This window comes from Streptomyces sp. QH1-20 (genome assembly GCF_041283565.1).
GTDB lineage: Bacteria > Actinomycetota > Actinomycetes > Streptomycetales > Streptomycetaceae > Streptomyces > Streptomyces syringius.
The window spans coordinates 655153-673825 of record NZ_CP166299.1 but is presented as its reverse complement, the minus strand read 5'-3'; the positions used below and the strand labels follow the sequence as shown (position 1 = coordinate 673825).

Annotated in this window: 18 protein-coding genes; 12 read left to right on the top strand and 6 right to left on the bottom strand. The window is 70.3% G+C overall.

Annotated elements, in window-relative coordinates; all coding sequences use genetic code 11:
- Nucleotides 1-11 precede the first annotated feature (11 nt).
- Nucleotides 12-710, bottom strand: a complete 699-nt coding sequence (locus AB8O64_RS03165; RefSeq protein WP_370417740.1) for a hypothetical protein — start codon at nt 708-710, stop codon at nt 12-14.
- Nucleotides 711-862: 152 nt separating this feature from the next.
- Between AB8O64_RS03165 and AB8O64_RS03160 the strand changes: the two genes are divergently transcribed.
- The gene (locus AB8O64_RS03160) at nt 863-1186 is read left to right on the top strand and encodes a CU044_2847 family protein (protein WP_370417739.1); all 324 of its coding nucleotides are present in this window, start codon (nt 863-865) and stop codon (nt 1184-1186) included.
- Nucleotides 1187-1291: 105 nt separating this feature from the next.
- Here AB8O64_RS03160 and AB8O64_RS03155 read toward each other — a convergent pair whose 3' ends face one another.
- Together AB8O64_RS03155 and AB8O64_RS03150 are read right to left on the bottom strand one after the other, a co-directional pair.
- Nucleotides 1292-2746 carry a serine hydrolase domain-containing protein gene (locus AB8O64_RS03155; protein ID WP_370417738.1) on the bottom strand — a complete coding sequence of 485 codons (1455 nt, stop codon included), beginning with the start codon at nt 2744-2746 and terminating at the stop codon, nt 1292-1294.
- Nucleotides 2747-2852: 106 nt separating this feature from the next.
- The gene (locus AB8O64_RS03150; protein WP_370417737.1) at nt 2853-3314 is read right to left on the bottom strand and encodes a VOC family protein; all 462 of its coding nucleotides are present in this window, start codon (nt 3312-3314) and stop codon (nt 2853-2855) included.
- Between the two features lie 132 nt (nt 3315-3446).
- Between AB8O64_RS03150 and AB8O64_RS03145 the strand changes: the two genes are divergently transcribed.
- From AB8O64_RS03145 to AB8O64_RS03135, 3 genes are read left to right on the top strand one after another with little or no spacing between them, the layout of a single operon-like run.
- Nucleotides 3447-4307, top strand: a complete 861-nt coding sequence (locus tag AB8O64_RS03145; protein WP_370417736.1) for an ABC transporter ATP-binding protein — start codon at nt 3447-3449, stop codon at nt 4305-4307.
- Nucleotides 4304-5287 (top strand): iron-siderophore ABC transporter substrate-binding protein, encoded by a 984-nt coding sequence (locus AB8O64_RS03140; protein ID WP_356455801.1) that lies wholly within the window; start codon nt 4304-4306, stop codon nt 5285-5287. Before AB8O64_RS03145 ends, AB8O64_RS03140 begins: the two co-directional genes overlap by 4 nt.
- A 4-nt stretch (nt 5288-5291) precedes the next feature.
- On the top strand, nt 5292-7358 hold the full coding sequence (locus AB8O64_RS03135) for an iron ABC transporter permease (protein ID WP_370417735.1): 2067 nt from the start codon (nt 5292-5294) through the stop codon (nt 7356-7358).
- Nucleotides 7359-7578: 220 nt separating this feature from the next.
- On the opposite strand, the gene AB8O64_RS03130 is transcribed toward AB8O64_RS03135, so the two are convergent.
- Entirely contained in the window at nt 7579-8160 is a 582-nt protein-coding gene (locus AB8O64_RS03130) for a TetR/AcrR family transcriptional regulator (RefSeq protein WP_370417734.1), read from the bottom strand.
- A gap of 67 nt (nt 8161-8227) precedes the next feature.
- Between AB8O64_RS03130 and AB8O64_RS03125 the strand changes: the two genes are divergently transcribed.
- Both AB8O64_RS03125 and AB8O64_RS03120 read left to right on the top strand, forming a co-directional pair.
- Nucleotides 8228-8710, top strand: coding sequence for an SRPBCC family protein (locus AB8O64_RS03125; RefSeq protein WP_370417733.1), 483 nt, complete (start codon nt 8228-8230; stop codon nt 8708-8710).
- Between the two features lie 217 nt (nt 8711-8927).
- Nucleotides 8928-9560 carry a carbonic anhydrase gene (locus tag AB8O64_RS03120; RefSeq protein ID WP_370417732.1) on the top strand — a complete coding sequence of 211 codons (633 nt, stop codon included), beginning with the start codon at nt 8928-8930 and terminating at the stop codon, nt 9558-9560.
- Nucleotides 9561-9670: 110 nt separating this feature from the next.
- On the opposite strand, the gene AB8O64_RS03115 is transcribed toward AB8O64_RS03120, so the two are convergent.
- Complete coding sequence (locus AB8O64_RS03115) at nt 9671-10750, bottom strand: alpha/beta hydrolase family protein (RefSeq protein WP_370417731.1); 1080 nt, start codon at nt 10748-10750, stop codon at nt 9671-9673.
- A gap of 115 nt (nt 10751-10865) precedes the next feature.
- Between AB8O64_RS03115 and AB8O64_RS03110 the strand changes: the two genes are divergently transcribed.
- Both AB8O64_RS03110 and AB8O64_RS03105 read left to right on the top strand, forming a co-directional pair.
- Nucleotides 10866-11459 carry a GNAT family N-acetyltransferase gene (locus tag AB8O64_RS03110; RefSeq protein ID WP_370417730.1) on the top strand — a complete coding sequence of 198 codons (594 nt, stop codon included), beginning with the start codon at nt 10866-10868 and terminating at the stop codon, nt 11457-11459.
- Nucleotides 11460-11541: 82 nt separating this feature from the next.
- Nucleotides 11542-12387, top strand: coding sequence for a PaaX family transcriptional regulator C-terminal domain-containing protein (locus tag AB8O64_RS03105; protein ID WP_370423777.1), 846 nt, complete (start codon nt 11542-11544; stop codon nt 12385-12387).
- Between the two features lie 107 nt (nt 12388-12494).
- Here the strand turns inward: AB8O64_RS03105 and AB8O64_RS03100 are convergent, their stop codons facing one another.
- Nucleotides 12495-13739, bottom strand: a complete 1245-nt coding sequence (locus AB8O64_RS03100; protein ID WP_370417729.1) for a HEAT repeat domain-containing protein — start codon at nt 13737-13739, stop codon at nt 12495-12497.
- A 211-nt stretch (nt 13740-13950) separates the two neighbouring features.
- On the opposite strand from AB8O64_RS03100, the gene AB8O64_RS03095 reads away from it, so the two are divergent.
- From AB8O64_RS03095 to AB8O64_RS03080, 4 genes are all read left to right on the top strand, one after another.
- Nucleotides 13951-15831, top strand: a complete 1881-nt coding sequence (locus tag AB8O64_RS03095; RefSeq protein ID WP_370417728.1) for a right-handed parallel beta-helix repeat-containing protein — start codon at nt 13951-13953, stop codon at nt 15829-15831.
- 93 nt (nt 15832-15924) lie between these two features.
- Complete coding sequence (locus AB8O64_RS03090) at nt 15925-16431, top strand: hypothetical protein (protein ID WP_370417727.1); 507 nt, start codon at nt 15925-15927, stop codon at nt 16429-16431.
- Between the two features lie 46 nt (nt 16432-16477).
- Nucleotides 16478-17329: a YwqG family protein gene (locus AB8O64_RS03085; RefSeq protein WP_370417726.1), complete on the top strand. Its 852-nt coding sequence runs from the start codon at nt 16478-16480 to the stop codon at nt 17327-17329.
- A gap of 387 nt (nt 17330-17716) precedes the next feature.
- Nucleotides 17717-18526: an SDR family NAD(P)-dependent oxidoreductase gene (locus tag AB8O64_RS03080; RefSeq protein WP_370417725.1), complete on the top strand. Its 810-nt coding sequence runs from the start codon at nt 17717-17719 to the stop codon at nt 18524-18526.
- Nucleotides 18527-18673 lie beyond the last annotated feature (147 nt).

The window sequence follows — 18673 nt, the reverse complement described above, 5'->3', positions numbered from 1 at the left end:
ACCGGGTCAGTTCATTGCGCGGGGGTCTGGGTGGGTGTCACAGGTTTGGAGCCCTCCGGTCCTTTGGGTTGTGAGGTGTCGCTGGCCCAGGTAAGGAAGTGCTCGAAAGTCTGGGGGTCTTTGTGAGTGGCTTGTACGACGATATTGAATCGTCGGTCGGTGTAAGTGGCCACTGCGACGCCGTCAGGGGTTTCCCCGCAGGCTACGTCTCCGACTGTCTCGGATGGGTCACTCAGGGTGTAAGTCGTCTTGCCGCCTTCCCTGAATTGGTCCTTGCTGGCGCATTCGCTCTCAGGAAGGCTCCCTGCTTGGGTGTCCTTCATCCAGTAATCCTGCATGGCGTTTACGTCCGGGAACAAGATGTAGAAGACGGCTTGATCCGGGACGCCGTCCCTCGCCTCGGTGCACACCATTTGAACCGCTCCCTTGGGAGCTTCGCTGTGTTCGGTGCACTTGAGGTTGTCGGTCACTGCAGTGGGGATGTGGGACTTCAGGTCCGCCAGCGTTGGTCCGTGTTTCTCCCTTTCCAGCGCCAATTGCAACCCTCCGGTGACAAGTAGCAACACGCCGAGTACGGCGAGGATGATGCGAGGTGCCCGGTGCATCTTCGGGATGGTCATCAAACGCCGGGAGATGCCGCTGCCGATCAGCGCGAGCACCAGGAGAAGAATGCCGATGACGATGAGTATGATCTTGATGGCGAGAGGCATCGCTCAACTCCTTCGTGAGTGAAGCTGCCTACTTCGCGGGTCGAAGCCCGTCGGCCCTGCCCTCGCCCGGAGTCGTGGATGGCGAGTAGCAGAACCATCAACTACATCCGTTTACCTAGCGATTTCCGGCACTTCGTGCTAATTCATAGTCTATGAGCATCGTGGAGTTCGCGCTACGAGATGGTGGCACGCTGCTGGTCAGGGTCTCTGATGAGCAGGCTCAGAGCCCCCTCACTACTCGAGGTGCGTCGGCGTCCGCGGTCATTGAACGGGCGGAGGGGACCTTCGAGTCCGTCATGGGTGCGGTTCGGGCGGTGACCCGTGGTGTGGCCGCACAGGTAGAGGATTCCGTGCAGCGGCCGGATGCACTCACGGTGGAGTTCGGCATCGAGCTGAGTGCTCAAGCGGGGGCGGTCATCACGGCAGCTGGAGCCTCGGCTCACCTGAAGGTCAGTCTGACGTGGAACAAATCGTGAGCAGCAACCACCTGTGATGTGTGCGCCTTTAGTTTGGCTGGTCTTCCGGGTACCGGCCAGCGAGGGCGACTCGGGTGTGAGCTCCACAGGCGGTCGCGCAGCCGGTCACGCCGTCTTGGGCCCGCAGCGCATGCCGATGTAGACGCACGGCGTGCCGTCCCGCAGGGTGGAGAAGACGACGGGCGCGTAGTCCTCGCTGAACGCCGCACCCACCCCCGTACCGGCGAAGACCGTTTCCGTCACCGGCAACAGGTCGATGTGAAGGGGCTCGGAGAAGTCCTTCATGCCGTCGACGAACTCGTACATCATGTGCCCGGCGCCGTCCCGCTCGGTCACGGTGATGACCACGCCCTCGCGCCGGTACGTGCCGACGAGCGGAGCGAAGTCGACCACCGGCGGCTGGGCCGGTGGGGCGAAGGGCTCCGGCATCGTCACGCCGGCCAGCTCGGCGAGGAGTTCACGGTAGAGCGCCGCGTACAGCTCGCGCGCACCGCCGCCGTTGGTGAGCAGGGCGACCGCGACGCCCGCCGACGGCACGACGCGCAGGTATCCGTACTGCCCGATGGAGGCGCCGTCGTGGCCGTAACCCCTCACGCCGTTCCAGTCGTACAGGGTCCAGCCCAGGCCCCAGCCGTCCGAGCTGACCGTCCACTTGTCGGGACAGTCGACCACTTGCCGCTGCATCAACGCGACGGTCTCCTCGGACAGCACGCGCGTGCCGTCCTGTGCCACACCGCCGGTGAGGTGCAACCGTGCGAGCCGCGCGAGGTCCCCGGCCGTGGCGATGACCCTGCCGTACGGGCCCGCCGAGCGCGGCATCAGGTCCCAGGACGGCGCCGGGTCCGGGTCCTGGCCCGGCTCGCCCAGGTGTCCCATCGCCGCGCGGAACCGCAGTGCCTCCTCGGGCAGCGTCATGGTGTGCGTGAGGCCGAGCGGGGTGAGGAGCAGGTCCTTCAGTGCCTCGTCCCAGACCTTGCCGGTCAGCACCTCGATGATGCGGCCGAGCACGTTGTAGCCGACGCTGCTGTAGGAGATCGCGGTGCCGGGCGGGCAGTCGAGTGCCACGCCCCGCGCGGCCTCGACGTACTTGGCGAGGCAGTCGTCGCCGCGCCCGCTGTCGTGGGTGAAGTCGCAGGTGAGGCCGCTCGTGTGGCTGAGGAGCCGGCGCGCGGTGATTGTCCTGGTCGCCTCGGGGTCGGCGACCGAGAACTCCGGCAGTACGTCCACGACCGGTGCGTCCAGGTCCAGTTCGCCCGATTCGGCGAGACGCATGATCAGGGTGGCGGTGTAGATCTTGGCTATCGAGCCCATCTGGAAGACCGAGTCGGTCGTCGCCGCCACGCCCGTTCCCCGGTGCAGTACGCCACTGGCCAGTTCGTGGACGGTGCCGTCGACGAGAATCGCCAGCGACGCGGCCGGGACGTGGTGCTTGGCGCGCAGCTCGTCGAGGCGGGCCTGCCAGTGTGCGAGGTCCAGTGTGCGGCCCGCCGAGTCCCGGGTCCCCCATTCACCCTTGGCGTCCCAGTTGCCCTGCTCGTCCCAGCGCACGTTCTCCGTCATGCCTGCCCCCACTCGATGCGTACGACGTTTCCTCAGCGCGCACACTGTACGCATCGCGGAACGCTGTACGCAAGAGGAGTCGGCAGTCGCAGGGGCTGAGCTGTTGTCAGTCCAGGCAGAACTCGTTGCCCTCGGGGTCGGTCATCACGAGATAGCCGGTGCTCATCGGGGGAGCGGGCTCGTCGCGTCGTACCCGTTTCGCTCCCAGCGCGACGAGCCGCTCGCACTCGGCCTCCAGTGCCGCCATCCGCTCCTCTCCCCGCAGTCCGGGAGCCGCGCGGACATCGAGGTGGACGCGATTCTTGGCGACCTTGTCCTCCGGCACCTGCTGGAAGAACACTCGGGGGCCGTGCCCGTCGGGGTCCTCGATGGCCGATCTCGCGTTGCGCTGTTCCTCCGGTACGCCGGCCCGGGCGAGGAAGTCGTCCCACGCTGCCAGCGGGTCGGCCCCCTCGGGCAGGTCGACCCCGGGCGGGCCCGGGTGGACGTAGCCCAGTACGTCGCGCCAGAAGGACGACAGCGCTCGCGGGTCATGGGCGTCGAAGGTGATCTGGATCTGGCGGCCCATCGGTTGCTCCGTTCGTGGCGGCCATGCTCAGCGACACATCCAGAGTCTCCCCAAATATGGCGAGATTTCATCTTGCGGTTGGCCGGGAACCCTTGTTTCGGCGCGCTCTAAGGTTAGGCTAACCTTCGCTCCGTGAACGTTGCTGAAGAGACCTCCGACGCCAGGCGTGCCCACGGTCATGAGCTGTCGGCCATGGGCGTCACCGTGGCGTACGAGGGCGTCGACGTCGTGCACGACGCGTCGTTGACGCTGCGGCCCGGCCAGGTGACCGTCCTGGTGGGGCCGAACGGCAGCGGGAAGTCGACGCTTCTGCGGACGCTCGCGCGGCTGCAGCGACCCCGGACCGCCACCCTCGTCATCGACGCCGACACCGACGGCCTCGCACTGTCCCCTCGCGAGTTCTCACGCCGGGTGGCCCTGCTGACCCAAGGGCGCCCGACCCCCAGCGGGCTGACGGTGCGGGACGTCGTGGAGTTCGGCCGCTACCCGTACCAGGGTCGTTGGGGCAAATCTGACCCGGGAGGCCGGGCCGCTGTGGACCGTGCGCTCGCCATGACGGGCATCGAGGAACTCGCCGAACGCGGCGCCGAGCACCTCTCCGGAGGACAGCTCCAGCGCGTGTGGCTCGCGGGCTGCCTCGCGCAGGAGACCGGCGTGCTGCTTCTCGACGAGCCGACGACCTATCTCGACCTGCGGTACCAGGTCGAGCTCCTCGACCTCATGCGCGATCTGGCGGACGACCACGGGATCGCCGTCGGCGTCGTCCTGCACGACCTCGACCAGGCCGCGGCCGTCGCCGACCGGATCGCGCTGCTCCACAAGGGCCGGATCATCGCCGACGGCCTCCCCGAGGACGTCCTGACACCCCGGCAACTCACCGACACGTACGGCATCCGCATCGAGGTCGACCACGACCCCACCACGGGCCGGCTGCGCACCCGCGCGATCGGCCGTCACCACACGCGTAACGAAAGGCTCAGCACCACCTCATGAGACGCCTCCTCCTCACCGCGGCCGCCACCGCCGCTGCCCTCGCCCTGACCGCCTGCGGAACGACCGAGCCCGCCGCGGACGACGCGAAGAAGAAGACCGCCGAGCCCATCACCCTCACCGACGCGAAGGGCGCGAAGGTCGAGCTGGACGGCCCGGCCAAGAAGGTCGTCGGCACCGAGTGGAACGTCGTCGAGAGCCTGGTCTCGCTGGGCGTCGAGCCCGCCGGCGTCGCCGACGTCAAGGGCTACAAGACGTGGAACACCGCAGTCCCGCTCAAGAACGACCCCAAGGACATCGGCACCCGCGGTGAGCCGAGCACGGACACCATCGCCGCCATGTCGCCGGACCTCATCGTCGCCACCGACGACCTCAAGCCGGCCGTCGTCAAGCAGCTGCGCAAGGTCGCCCCGGTCCTGGAGGTGCACACCGCCGACGCCTCCGACCCGATCGGGCAGATGACCAAGAACCTCGACCTCATAGCCAAGGCCACCGGCACCACGCAGCAGGCCGAGAAGCTCAAGAAGGACTTCCAGGCGAAGCTGGGCGAGGGCAAGAAGGCGCTCGCCGACGCCGGTCACGCCGGGGCGAAGTACGCCTTCGCCGACGGCTACGTCGTCTCCAACCAGGTCACGATCAGGCCGTTCACCAGCGGTTCGCTCATCGGAGCGGTCAACGAGAAGCTCGGTCTGAAGAACGACTGGACCGTCGAGGGCGACAAGAGCTACGGGCTCGGCTCCACCGACGTCGAGGGCCTCACCAAGCTCGACGACGACGTGCAGTTCGCCTACATCGGCAGCGACGGCGACAAGAACAGCACCCCGTTCTCCGGCGTCCTGGCGAAGGACTCCGCGTGGACGTCGCTGCCGTTCGTGGAGAAGGGCAACGTCCACCGGCTGCCCGACGGCATCTGGATGTTCGGCGGCCCGCAGTCGATGGGCAAGTACGTCGACTCCGTCGTCGAGGCCCTGAAGAAGAAGTAGCACCATGACCGTCACCGCCTCACCTCCCGCAACCCGTCCGCCGGCGGCCGCCTCCCGGACGGGCGCGGCCACGGCGGTGGCCGTTCTGGTCCTCCTCCTGGTGGGCCTCGCGCTCGCCGACATCACGCAGGGCACCGCCGCGGTGGGCGCCCCCGAAGTCTGGAAGGCGCTCACCGGCCGGGCGGACCCGGGCGACGCGTCCGTCGTCATCTCCTCCCGGCTGCCGAGGGTGGCCGCGGGGCTGCTCGTCGGCGTCGTACTCGGCATGGCGGGCGCCGCCCTCCAGGCGGTCAGCCGCAACGTACTCGCCTCACCCGACACCCTCGCGGTCAACGCCGGTTCCTACCTGGCCCTCGGCCTGGTCTCGGTCGCCGGCGTGTCACTGCCCCTCGTCGCCCAGTCCGGCGTCGCGTTCGTCGGCGGCCTCGCGGCGGCGGCCGTCGTGCTCGGCCTGTCCGGCCTGGGCGCGGGCACCGTACGACTCGTCCTCGCCGGCAGTTCCCTCACCCTCGGCCTGACCGCCGTCACCGAGGGGCTGCTCCTGCTGTTCCCCCAGCAGACCGAGGGCCTCTTCCAGTGGAACCAGGGCAGCATCGCCCAGCACGGGTTCGACGCCGTGCTCCAGACGGCGCCGGTCGGCGTCGTCGGCCTCGTGGGGCTGCTGCTCGTCGCCCGTCGCGTCGACGCCCTGGCGCTCGGCGACGACGCCGCCCGGGGCCTGGGCGTCCCCGTCCGCGGTACCCGGATCACGGTGGTGGTGCTCGCGACGCTGCTCTCCGCGGCGGCCGTCACGCTCGCCGGCCCGATCGGTTTCGTCGGCCTGTGCGCCCCTGCCCTGGTCCGCCCCGTGGCCCGCAGGCTCCGCGCGTTCACCCGTGCGCGGGCGAGCATTCCGCTCGCGGGCCTGGCCGGTGCGGTGCTGGTCCTCGGCTCGGACGTGCTCCTGCGTGCCCTTGTGCCGGCGGACGTGGCCGTCTCCGTGCCGACGGGCGTCGCCACCAGCGTCGCGGGCGCCGTGCTCCTGATCGTGATGGCCACCCGGGTCAAGGACACCGCCGGCGCCACCGCGACCGAACGTCTTCGCATCAGGAGCAGGGCCGTCTTCCTGACCATCACGGCCGTACTGGCGGTGGCGCTCGTCGGCGTGATGATCGCCGCCGTACTGCTGGGCGACAGCAAACTGTTGCTGGGCGACGTGGTGAACTGGGCCCAGGGCAGGGCGGGCCGGACCGTCGGCTTCGTCCTCGACACCCGGGTGCCCCGGGTCCTCGCGGCGCTCCTCGCGGGCGCGGCGCTCGCCCTGGCCGGAACGCTCGTCCAGGCCGTGACCCGCAATCCGCTCGCGGAGCCCGCCACCCTGGGTGTCTCCGGCGGGGCTTCCCTCGGTGCCGTGCTCGTCGTGACGACGGTGCCGTCGGTCGGCTCGTGGGGAATCGCCGGAGCCGCGTTCGCGGGCGCCGCGGTCATCTCCCTCGTCGTCTTCGGACTCGCGGCGCGGGGCGGTTTCCAGCAGAACAGGCTCGTCCTCGTCGGGTTCGGCGCCGCCACCGGGACCTCCGCCCTGATCAGCCTGCTCATCGTCCTCACCGATCCGTTCAACGCGACGAAGGCCCTCACCTGGCTGTCGGGCTCGACCTACGGACGGACCCTGCCGGACGTGGCACCGCTCGCGGCCGTACTCGCCGTGGGGCTGCTCGTCGCGGTGCTGAACCGCACCGAACTCGACCTGCTGTCACTGGACGAGGACACCCCCCGGCTCCTGGGGCTCGACCTGGCACGGGGGCGCCTGGCCTTCCTCTCCCTGGGCGTCCTGCTCACCGCCACCGCCGTGGCGGCCGCGGGCCTGATCGGCTTCGTGGGTCTCGTCGCACCGCACGCGGCCCGGGCCCTGGTGGGCCGCCGGCACGCCCGGGTGGTCCCGGTCTCGGTGCTCCTGGGCGCGGTGCTCGTCTGCACCGCGGACCTGGTGGGCCGAACCGTGATCGCGCCGTCCCAGCTGGGCGCCGGCCTGATGACCGCGGTCATCGGCACGCCGTACTTCCTCTATCTGCTCATGCGCGGCCGCCGGTAGGACGTGTACGCCCTCGCCCGCGCCGACGACGCCGGGGAGCCCGAAAGGGGCTCCCCGGCGTTTGTGCGTGGCCTTGCAGGATCGCGACGCCGCTGGCGAAGACCTGCCCCGCGACGGCCTGGTATCGGACCGTACGGGGTACACGACCGCTTCCCGGCCAGGTTCCGCTTGCGTACTACCGAGGCTGCTCCCGGCCGACACCCCTGGACGCAGGGGCGTGTCAGGTGAGGAGTGCCGCCGTGCACTCCTCGGCGAGGTCCTCCGCGTGGGCGGGGAGGACCTCGCCCGCCCGTAGGTGGCGGCGGACGAGCGAGAGCGGCAGATCGATCACGGCGAGGGAGACACGTTCCCGGGCCGCGGTGTCCGTGGCGCCCAGGGCGGTCGCGAGGCCCGCGACCGCCTCCCGCACCCGCCGATGGCCGCGGTCGGCGCGGTCGGCCTGCTCGCCGGGCCACTCGGCGCGGCCGAAGTCCCGGGCGCCGTAGAGGAGGAGAGCGGCCTCCTGTGGATGCGCGCGGCTCCAGGCGACGACGTGGCGCGCTGCCGCGCTCCCCGCCCGCCGGGGGTCGGACTCACCTTCGAGGGCGGCGAACCAGCCCTCCTGGAAGTGTTCGACCGTCCGCAGCCACACCTCGGCCAGCAGGACGGTCCGCCCGGCGAAGCGGTGGTACACCGAACCGCTCGGAGCCCCCACCTCCTTGGCGACCGCGGACATCGTCACCCCGGCCGGCCCGGAGGCCGCGGCGAGCCGTACGGCGGCGTCGAGGAGCTGGTCGAGATCGAAGCGGGGTGGTCGGGCCATGAATCAGAGGGTACTCTCCACAATATTAGAGAGTGCCCTCTATATTGTGTGGTGAGACGGAGGAACCATGGACGTCCACAACGTGCACGAGCGCTTGTTGCCCGTGACGGAGCGTGAGGCGGGTGCGCTGATCGACGGCCTCGCGAGTGAAGGCGACCGGCTGTGGCCGCGCGGACCCTGGCCGCCGATGGAGTTCGACCGGCCTCTCGGACCGGGGGCGGCCGGCGGCCACGGCCCCGTCCGCTACAGCGTCGCCGCCTATGTCCCCGCCACGTGGGTCCGCTTCACCTTCACCGGGCCGCGCGGCTTCCACGGCTTCCACGAATACGCCGCCCTGCCCGCCGGCGACGGGCACACCGTGCTGCGCCACACCCTTTCCATGGCCGCCCGCGGCCCGGCCCGCCTCGCCTGGCCGCTCCTGTGGCGCCCGCTCCACGACGCGTGTCTGGAGGACAGCCTCGACCGGGCCGAACTCGCCTGCACCGGGGCGGTGGCGAGGCCCGCGCGCTGGAGCCCGTACGTCAGATTGCTGCGGGCCCTCGTCCGCTGACGCCGGCCGCAGGCCACCGGGAAGGGGCGCGTCCTTGCCCACGCCGCAGCGCAGGGGAGTGCGGCGCGGGCGCGGCCGCCCGGCCGTGGTCAGCGGAGTGCTCCGGGGGTGATTTCCGGCCATGGCAGGGCATTCCCCTTTCCCCTCCTTCCGGGGAGGGAGCGGGGGGCGGACCGGGTGATCCAGGCGCCCTGGGCCGCGTCGTATTCTTCCGCCCATGACTGATTCCCTCACTGCCCAGGGCGCTTTCGAGATGTTGATGGCCGGGAACAAGCGGTTCGTCGCCGGTTCCCCGGAGCATCCGAACCAGGATGCCGCGCGTCGCACCGAAGTCGCGCCGGGGCAGAATCCGTTCGCTGTGATGTTCGGATGTTCCGACTCCCGTCTGGCCGCCGAGATCGTTTTCGACCGTGGTCTTGGTGACTTGTTCGTCGTCCGTACGGCGGGGCATGTCACGGGTCCGGAGGTGCTCGGCAGTATCGAGTACGGGGTGAGCGTGCTGGGCTGCCCGTTGGTCGTGGTGCTGGGGCATGACTCCTGCGGTGCGGTCGCGGCGACCCGGTCCGCGGTGCAGGACGGTACGACCGCGGGCGGGTATGTGCGGGACGTCATCGAGCGGGTGACCACCAGTGTGCTCGCCGCCCACGCGGCCGGCCGTACCGAGGAGGAGGACTTCATCGCCGAGCACATACGGCACACCGTCGACCTGCTCCTGGACCGTTCCCGGACCCTGGCGGAGGCGGTCGCCGAGGGCCGGACGGCTGTGGTGGGCCTGTCCTACCGGCTGGCCGACGGCACTGCCCGCCTGGTCACCGCCAAAGGCATCGACATGAAGACCGACGCAGCCTGATACGGCTGGGCGAAGACGACCTGCCCGGTGTGTGCCCCCGCGGTGACTGCGGGGGCACACACCGGCCGACCTGGCGGCCCGGCCCACCCACCACGGTGCCACCGGTCAACTCACCGGCGGGTGAGAGGCAGTGCGGCGCCGCTGCCTCGGCCGAGTGCCATGAGGAAGCGTGGTTGGTCCTCCAGGAATCCGTCCGCGAAGAGTGAGCGGGGGGAGAGGAGCGCGGTGAGCGTGGTGTTGAGGTCCGACTCTTCGATGGACTGCTTGAGCAGCGAATGGGTCGCGTCCGGATAGCGCTTGACCGTCAATGCGCCGCCTGTGTCCAGCACCTCGCGGTAGACGCGCTCCGTGTCGGCGGTGTCCACGTTGATGTCGTGTCCCGCGAGGGTCAGCAGCACCGGTATGCCGCGCAGGGCGCGGAGGTCCCGCGTGGCGTCCGCGGTGTAGTTCTTGGAGATGAAGCCCCAGCGGCCGGCGGTCATGCCGCCCGCTTCCCCGCCCATGGCCTTGACGTATTCCTCGAAGGTCGCGCGGCGTGCCAGCAACCGGCGGGTGGTGTCGCTCTTGGCGACCTCGGCCCCGGTGCGGGCTGCCGACGCGCCGTCGGCGCGCAGCTCGGCGAGGAGGTGGTAGCGGCCCTGCCGGAGCCAGTTGATCGCGGGCGAGACGGCGATGACGAAGCTCACGGACGTCTTGGAGGCGATCTTCGGCAGGACCCAGCCTGCCTGGCTGGCGCCCCAGAGCCCGATCCGGTCACCGTCGATATCCGGGCGGGCGCGTGCCCAGGCGATGGCGGCGGTTGCCTCGTCGGCCCGGTCGTCCATGGACTGGTCGAGCCAGTCGCCGGGTGCGCCTGCGACGCCGGGCTTGTCCCAGGCCAGGGAGGCGTACCCGGCTTTGGCGTTCGCTTCCCACAGGGGCTTGTAACCATCGTCGTGGGTGGCGTCGAGGGGGCCGTCGCCGTGGACGTACACGACCAGGCCGTGGCGCTCGCGCCCGTTCTTGGGGGTGGCCAGTACGCCGTTGAGGGTGTGGCCGCCGTGACGGATCGAAACCCGCTGCTCGTCCATGTCGTAGGAGTTCTGCCACAGCACCACACCGAGGAGCCCGGCGGCCACGACCAGGACCGCGACGCATGACCACACGATGATGCGGAGCCCGCGCCGCCGGGGCTGGATCTTCCAAGACATGAGATCTGACCGCCTCTGGTGGGGTTGGGCAGGACATCAAAACTATCACTTCAAGCACGACCGTCGAGAGGGTGATAGTTTTGAGTCGAGGTTACAGCGAGAAGGGGGCACGGACATGGCACTCGACGCGACGGACACCGGCACGGGGCCGGTGACGATCCGGCGAGGGGTTCCGGCCGGAGCCGAGCGGCGGGCCGCCGAGCTGTACTGGGACGCGTTCGGCCGCAAACTCGGCCCCGCCCTGAACCCGCCGGACAAGGCGGTGGCCTTCATCGCCGCCCATCTGAACGCCGACCGGGCGGTGTGCGCGCTCCTCGACGGGCGGCTCGTCGGCCTCGCCGGCTACCAGCTCGGCGGCCGGGCCTTCACCGGGGGATCGGCCTCCGACGTGCTGCGCGCGTACGGACATCTGCGAGGGCTGCACCGACTTCCGCTCCTCGCCCTGTTCGAACGCCACCCGGCCCCCGGGCAATTGGTCATGGACGGCATCGCCGTGGACCCCGGCCTGCGCGGCCGCGGCGTCGGGAGCCTGCTCATCGAGGAAGTGGCCGCCGTGGCGGCGGAGCAGGGCCACCGGGAGATCAGACTGGATGTGATCGACACCAACCCGCGGGCCAGGGCCCTGTACGAGCGGCGCGGCTTCACGGCCGTGCGGACCGAGCGAACGCCCTACCTGCGCGGACTGCTGGGGTTCGGTTCGGCGCGGTGACCACCATGCGTCGCGCCGCCGGAACAAGAGGAGCGAGAGAGCTGTGAGCGCCGGGACGGACCACGTCGAGGTCCCCACCCGCATGCTCGTCCACGCGCTGATCCGCGAGGACGGCACCGTCGCCGCGGACGAGCTGTACACCGTCGCCAACACTCTGGGCATGAGCGACCAGCAGGTACGGCTGTGCGTCAAACGCCTCGTGGCCGAAGGTCGGTTCACCCACGAGGGCCGCGGCCGCAAGGCGGAACTGCACGCGACCGAGGACACCACGCGAGCCCTCGCCCCCGACGCGGACTTCCTCCGGCACGCATTCCGGCAGGACGCCGGACTCGCGCCCTGGGACGGTGTCTGGCACCTGGCCGCCTTCGCGGTACCGGAATCGGCGCGCGCTGCCCGGGACGCCCTGCGCGAGACGCTCGTCCACCTCGGGGGTGCCCCGCTCCAGGGGGGACTGTACGTCTGCGCCAACAGCTGGGAACCGTACGTCGAGGAAGCGGCCCACCGCCTCGGCGCCCATGGCGCGCTCACCCTGCTCACCACGACGGACCTGCGCAGGGGCGACACCCAACAGCCCGCCGAACTCGCCGGCCGTCTGTGGCCCTTGCAGGAGATCGCCGACCGCTACCACCGCCTCAGCCGCATCACCCGGCCCCGCCTCGACCGGCTCACCGGCCCCGACTCACTCTCCCCGTCCGAGCTCCTCACCATCGCGGTCGAGCTGGCCGCCGAACTCACCCGCGCCATGGAGCCCGACCCGCTGCTGCCGCCTGAGCTCCTTCCCCTGCCCTGGCCCGGCACCCAGGCCCGGGAGCTCATCGCCCGGTGCTGGGCGGCCCTGCGCGCACGAGACCGAAGCGAAGCCGGCCCGGTCCTCTTCCGTCTGTACGCCGATGTCACCCGAGAGGCAGCGGACCGGGCCACGCGCTGATGACGAGCCGACGGCTCAGATCGGGGACTGCTGGGCGCGATGGCCGGCGTGACGAAACATCAGGTCGCGGATGTGACCCCCTCGCCGGACCACCGGCCGTCGGACGTTCACTCGGCGGGGTGCAGCGCCCGATCGTGGTACCAGACTTTATGGAATTCCGCGAAGTAGGGCGAGTCGTGGTCGACGGTGCCGAGGTCACGTAGTACCTGGTCACCGCGTGGGTCGTCACGCAGGAACAGCGGGATCGCCGCCGCGACCCGTACGGCCTCGTCCTCGTCGTTCAGGCATGCGGCAAGTGCGTCCGAGGAGGCGGAGGAATCCTTGGGGGCCATGCTGAGTGTCCTGCATGCCCCCTCGCGTATCAGGGCATCCGCGTCCCGGGCGCACGCCATGACAGTGGCCAGTGCTTCGGGGTTCCCCTGTGCGACCAGCCGCTGGAGGCCGGAGATCGCCCAGCGCCGGACCTCCCGGTCGTGGTGCCGGGTGAGCGCCGGCAGTGGCTGCTCGGCCCGGGGATCCATGGCCTCGGCCAGGCCGGCGGTGAGTGCCCGCATCACCCGTGGATCCTCCTCCCGCGCTGCCCAGGGGAGGAAGAGGTCGACGAGCGGCACATCAAAGAGGTCGTCCTCGCTCTCGTCGAAGAGGTTGATGAGCCGCATCACCTCGGCGCCGCAGTACCGCTCCAAAGGGTTCGCGCGGTCGCGCAGGGCAGCGGCCTCCGCCCAGACGGCGGGGGCGTGCCGCCCCTGGAGCGTGAGCGTCGTCGCCGGCCACACCGGCTGGTCGACGTCCGGCTCGGTCAGGGCGCGGCCCATCAACTCCTCGAAGCCCGGTGCGATCCCGTACCGGGGCTCCAGCTCGGTGAGGATCGCAGTGTGGCCGTTGCGGACCGTCAGGCCACCGAGTGACAGTTCTTCACAGGGGTTCCCCCACCCGTCCAGGACGGCTCTGCGGACGACCGGATCCGACGTGCCGCTCCTGCGGCGCAGCTCGGCTTCGGTACCCGTGAGGTGCCAGTGCCGAGCCAGCTCCAGGGCATTGCGCCCCTCGGCGTCCGTGAGCCCCAGGTCTGCTTCGCCGCTGATGAGCACGGACGTGATCTCACAGGCGCCACGGTCGACCGCGCGCAGGAGAGGCGTATGGCCGTCCGCGGCGGTGCGGTTCAACCGGACCGGCCGGTCCGACATCCTCAGCTCTTCGACGACCGCAAGGTCGAAGGCGTCCACGGCCAGACACAACGCCGGAGTGCCGTACTCGTCAACCGCGTCGGGGTCGGCGCCCGCCGCCAGTGCGGCCGCCACCGCCTTGGCGTCCCCGCTCCGTACCGCCGCTATGAGCGGATCCTCACCCATGCAACCGCCTCTCTTCACCCGATGACGACGCGCCCTTCCAGTGCACCGGACCTGAGTGTCGCACCCGGCGAGACCTGCCCCGTCAGGCAGCCACACCGATCCCCTCACCTCACCTGCGTGGTCCCTCGTGCGACTCGCCACCCACCCCGCTCCTCGTCGCCGATGGAGCACCCCGGCATGCGAGAGACCACGGCCCGGCACACCATGGAGCATGGCTTCTGCTGATCCCGACCGCACGGTCTTTGTCACCCCCGAGTCGCACGCCAGCGGTGTCATGACCGTGCAGGCGGCGGTGGACTCGGTCGCGGAGGACGGCGGCACGGTCTGTCTCGCGCAGGGCGTCTACCACCTCGGCGCGGAACCCGTACGGATGCGGGCGGCACGGTCGGTGCGGGTCCACGGGCAGGGCCCCGGCACCCTGCTCATCGGTGCGAGGGGCGGCTTCGACATCACCCTCTCGGCCTTCGTCACCCTGGAGGACTTCGCGCTGATCTCGAGCGGCCACCGGCCCGGGATCAAGGTCTCCATCACGGCCGTGGTCACCGTCCGGCGGCTCACCGTGCTGATCACCGGCGGTGGAGAGGGCAGCGGACAGGGCTCCGCCATCCAGCTCTTCCACGCGTCCCTGCGCACCCGCATCCAGGACTGCGACATCGCGAGCCGTATCGGTATCGAGGCCCGGGAGTACCTGGACGACGAAGGCGGCGTTTTCAGGGCACACCTGCTGACCACCGATCTGGAGATCAGTGGCAACCTGCTGATGTGCTCGTGGTCGGGCGTGCAGTTCAGCGGCAGTGCGGCCCACATGCTCCGCAACACCATCCGCGGCAACACGGTGATGTTCGCGCAGGGCGCCGGTCTGCGGTTGCTGGGCGCCCTCTCGCCCTGGGCCTCCTTCGACATCACCGACAACCACGTGCAGAGCAAGGGGGTCGGCATCGAGGTGGGGGCGAGCGGATACACCGTCCGGGACAACACGGTCACCGGCGACCCGGACCCGGACTCGGACCCGGAGACCGGCTCGGGCCACGGGATCGTCCTGCGGAGCGGCGAGTCCGGCGTGCTGCGCGGCACCACCCGCATCGCGGGCAACCGCATCAGCCGGATCGGGGGCGTGGGCATTCTCGTGCGGGTGCCCACCGGCGACCTCGACGTCTCGCACAACACGATCGAAGGAGCCGGCGAGGGAGGGATCGTGGTCACGGAGCGGGGCCGGCTCGCCGACGCCGTGATCGTCGGCAACACGCTGCGGGACATCGTCACCCACCGGTGCGGCGAAACCGTCGGCACCAACGGCATCCGCGTCGTCGGCGCTACCCGCGCACTCGTCGGATCCAACACGGTCCGCAATCTCACCACCGAGTTCGACGACGGGGAAGAGGGCGAGGAGGCCGGCGGCCCGGACCACAGGACCGGGGTGGCCGTGCTGGCCTGCCGGGAGTCCCGGATCCACAGCAACACCGTCGAGCGGATCGGCCGGGCCGATCCCGACGAGGACGAGCGGTGCCTCGGCATCCACGTCTCCGTCTTCGCTCGCACCACGATCGAGGACAATGTCTGCCGACGGGTCCCTGAGGACGTCGACGACGACGGGCACACTCCGTGGAGCGGCCTGTTGGTGGGCGACGACCCCGGGGGCGACGAGGGGGACGAAGGGGGCCCCGGCACCCCGGACATCCGCACCGGCCACATCGGCCCGTACGTCTCCGTCGTCGGCGACCGGGTCTCGTACCTCATCGGCCGCCACACCGCGTTCGCCCACGCCTCGCAGGACGTCAGCGCGATCGTCTCCGCCAACACCTTCACCGGCGCAGCCCAACACCCCGCAGCGCGGATCGACGTGGCCGGAGACGCCGTCGTCTCCGCCAACCAGTTCCGCCAGCACGGCGACTCGGACCCGGCCGCGCTCACCGTGCGGGCCAGGACCGCGACCGTGACCGCCAACCGTGCCAGGGGCGGCCTTCCGTCGATCCACCTCGACGTCGACCCGCGATGGCTCGCGGTGCTCGGCAACATCACCAGCGGCGGCATCGACCCGGAGGGCGACATCGACTCCAAGTGGCTGAAGCTCAATGTCAAGGGTGTGCTCTGACGACGGGGCCGATACCCCGTCCGCCCCCCGAGGGACCGTCCGCTCCCTCCCGCCCACGACCTCCACGATGCAACCGCCGGAAGGACCGCACCGATGCCGATCGTCGTCGTCGAGCAGGAGAAGACCGTCGCCGCCCTGGCAGCCCGGCTCGTGGAGGCCACAGCATCCGAGGCGGCGAAGGAAGGAGCCGCTCAGGCGATCCGCGAGGCCAACCCGGGCCTCGACCTCGACCGTCTGCGACCGGGGATGATCGTGGTCGTGCCACGGCTGGCGGAGGCGCGCGACGACGTCCCCGACGTCGTGGACGGGACACTGGACGGCTACTTCGAGCAGATCCACAGGGAACTCGTCACGTTCATCCAGACCGCCCAGAGTGCCCTTGAAGCCGACAAGGCCGAACGCGCGGCGGCGGCCGAGGTGCTCGACGCCGAGGAGGTGCAGGCCGCGGCCCAGTACGACCCCGTGCTCCGGAACAACCTGGAGCAGGCCCGCCGGACGCTCGCCGCCGACGGACAGATCGCCGTCGAGATCACCGAAAGCCTGATCAACGGCACCGAGCAGTGGTTCACCGACCTCGACGACCTGAGCACGCTGTGGTGAGGACGCGATAGGGGCCGTTGTCAGTGGTCCCGTGCATGATCACCCCATGACACAGAACACCACCGACGCCTTCCACACGCTCGCCCGCGAACACCTGCCCGAGGAGATCGCCGAGCGGTGGATCGGACTGCTGCGGCCGGGGCTGGGGCTGACGAAGGCCACGGACCCGGAGGCGGACGCGCTCGTCGGCCGGCTCGGCGGGCTGCCGGAGCTCCCCGAGGGCGAGGAATGGCCCGTATGGGAGGGACACGGCCCCCTCACCTTCACCGCTTCGCTCGACTGTGCCGCGCTCCCCTCCACGGCCCTCGACATCGCCCTGCCGACCGACGGCACCTTGTTCTTCTTCTACTTCGACGGACAGCTCGATGACGGCCGTGCGGTGGTCTCGCCCTACGAGCCCGACAGTCAGGCGGGAGCGCGCGTGCTGTACATACCGGCGGGCGTCCCCCTCGTCGAACGGTCGGCGCCCGCGGGCATCCGGCCGTATACCGAAGTACGGCTGACGGCACGCATGGAGACGACGGCCCCCTACCCCTGGCACCCGGTGATCTACCGGGAGTTCGCGCCGATGCCCGACGAGCACCCGTTGTGGGACGACGACTTCCGGGAGGCCGTGTGGGACCTCCCAGGCGCGGAACACCTCGTCGGAGGCCACGCCGACCCGGTACAGGACGATGTGGAGTCCGAGGTCGCCCGAGCCGCCCTGGGCAACCCGCCGGCCGACGACCCCCGCATCAACGAGGAGGCGCTGCGCTGGACGCTGCTCGCCCAGATCGACTCGGACGACGACGCCGGAATGATGTGGGGCGACTGCGGTGCCCTGTACTGGCTCATACGCCCCGAAGACCTGGCCGCCCGCCGCTTCGACCGCACCCTGTTCACCTGGCAGTGCAGCTGAGGTTCGGGGGAGCATGCACCCACCCCCTGGCTGGACTTCCCGGTGCGACCGCCGTGGCCGACCCCGTATCAGGGCGGCGTCAGGAATGCGGAGGGTCGGTTGAACCCGGAGCTGTGGGCTCGTTGAATGAATGACGTGAACAGCTCTTTGCGCCATGACGACCGGCCGCCTCATACGGCGTCGCCGAGTCCTGCGCGCTGTTCGCTGCCGGTGCGGTGAACGCGGTGCTTCAGCACACCGCATTCCGTCGGCGGAAGCCGTCGCACCTCGTCAGTTACCTGCTCGCCGGCGTTCCCTGAGCGCTTGGCGACGCCTTCTCGTTCGCACGACGACCCCTCCCTCCAGTGGGGTGCTGTCGTCTTTGCCCATATCCCGGAGTGGATCACCATGTCTTCTGTCTTGCCCGCCCCCAGGACCGTGCTGGTCACCGGCGCCACCTCAGGAATCGGCTGGGAGACCGCCCGATTGCTCGCCGGGCAGGGCTGCACCGTCATCGCGCACGCGCCGGACGTGGCAACCGGGCAGAACGCCATGGACCGACTGGTGGCCTCCGGAGTCGACGCCTCGCGCCTGTGCCTTGCCGTCGCGGACTTCTCCCGCCTCGACGAGGTGCGGAGCATGGCCGCCCGGGTCGCCGACGGGCACCCCGTCCTGGACGTCCTGGTCAACAACGCGGCTGTCGTCGCTCCCGAGCGCCACACCATGACCGCCGACGGCAATGAACTCTCTCTCCAGGTCAACTTCCTGGCTGCCTACCTCCTCACCCACGAGCTGTCCGGCCCCCTGTCCGCCCGCCCCGGCAGCCGCGTCGTCAACGTCTCCTCCGCCATGCACCGCACGGCTTCCATCGCCTGGAACGACCCCCACCGCGCCAAGCGCTACTCCCGGCTCGCCGCCTACGCCCAGTCCCAGCTCGCCCTGACCGTCTCCGCCCGGGAAAAGGCTCCCTGGACCTCCGTCAGCGTGCACCCCGGTATCTGCGACACCGCTCTGCTCCCGCTCTACGCGCACGAGGGAGACTCCGCCGTCGAGGGCGCCGAGCGCGTGGTGCGCCTGTGCGACCCGGCCACCGAGGTCGTCCCCGGCGCCTACTACGACCGCACCGCGCTCTCCCCGGCAGCCCCGGTGGCCATGGAGGACCGCACGGTCCGCCGCCTGTGCAAGCTCGCCGACCAACTGGTCACCAAAGCCACCTGAAGGCCACAACCCGAAAGCCCGGAACCCGAAAGAAGATGGAGACCGCACAGTCGGCGACCGATTACGGATGGTCGCGGCCGGCTGCCCGCTGCCCCCGGCCTCCGAGGATGGCCCCGCGAGACCCGGGTGACACGCGGTGTGCACGGG

Excerpts from the sequence above, each read along its gene's own strand:
- AB8O64_RS03130 (WP_370417734.1), bottom strand. The coding sequence starts at position 8,160 with ATGGCCCGACCACCCCGCTTCGATCTCGACCAGCTCCTCGACGCCGCC.
- AB8O64_RS03150 (WP_370417737.1), bottom strand. The coding sequence starts at position 3,314 with ATGGGCCGCCAGATCCAGATCACCTTCGACGCCCATGACCCGCGAGCG.
- AB8O64_RS03105 (WP_370423777.1), top strand. The coding sequence starts at position 11,542 with ATGCTCGTCCACGCGCTGATCCGCGAGGACGGCACCGTCGCCGCGGAC.
- AB8O64_RS03080 (WP_370417725.1), top strand. The coding sequence starts at position 17,717 with ATGTCTTCTGTCTTGCCCGCCCCCAGGACCGTGCTGGTCACCGGCGCC.
- AB8O64_RS03095 (WP_370417728.1), top strand. The coding sequence starts at position 13,951 with ATGGCTTCTGCTGATCCCGACCGCACGGTCTTTGTCACCCCCGAGTCG.
- AB8O64_RS03155 (WP_370417738.1), bottom strand. The coding sequence starts at position 2,746 with ATGACGGAGAACGTGCGCTGGGACGAGCAGGGCAACTGGGACGCCAAG.
- AB8O64_RS03085 (WP_370417726.1), top strand. The coding sequence starts at position 16,478 with ATGACACAGAACACCACCGACGCCTTCCACACGCTCGCCCGCGAACAC.
- AB8O64_RS03140 (WP_356455801.1), top strand. The coding sequence starts at position 4,304 with ATGAGACGCCTCCTCCTCACCGCGGCCGCCACCGCCGCTGCCCTCGCC.
- AB8O64_RS03100 (WP_370417729.1), bottom strand. The coding sequence starts at position 13,739 with ATGGGTGAGGATCCGCTCATAGCGGCGGTACGGAGCGGGGACGCCAAG.
- AB8O64_RS03115 (WP_370417731.1), bottom strand. The coding sequence starts at position 10,750 with ATGTCTTGGAAGATCCAGCCCCGGCGGCGCGGGCTCCGCATCATCGTG.
- AB8O64_RS03125 (WP_370417733.1), top strand. The coding sequence starts at position 8,228 with ATGGACGTCCACAACGTGCACGAGCGCTTGTTGCCCGTGACGGAGCGT.
- AB8O64_RS03165 (WP_370417740.1), bottom strand. The coding sequence starts at position 710 with ATGCCTCTCGCCATCAAGATCATACTCATCGTCATCGGCATTCTTCTC.
- AB8O64_RS03135 (WP_370417735.1), top strand. The coding sequence starts at position 5,292 with ATGACCGTCACCGCCTCACCTCCCGCAACCCGTCCGCCGGCGGCCGCC.
- AB8O64_RS03110 (WP_370417730.1), top strand. The coding sequence starts at position 10,866 with ATGGCACTCGACGCGACGGACACCGGCACGGGGCCGGTGACGATCCGG.
- AB8O64_RS03090 (WP_370417727.1), top strand. The coding sequence starts at position 15,925 with ATGCCGATCGTCGTCGTCGAGCAGGAGAAGACCGTCGCCGCCCTGGCA.
- AB8O64_RS03160 (WP_370417739.1), top strand. The coding sequence starts at position 863 with ATGAGCATCGTGGAGTTCGCGCTACGAGATGGTGGCACGCTGCTGGTC.
- AB8O64_RS03120 (WP_370417732.1), top strand. The coding sequence starts at position 8,928 with ATGACTGATTCCCTCACTGCCCAGGGCGCTTTCGAGATGTTGATGGCC.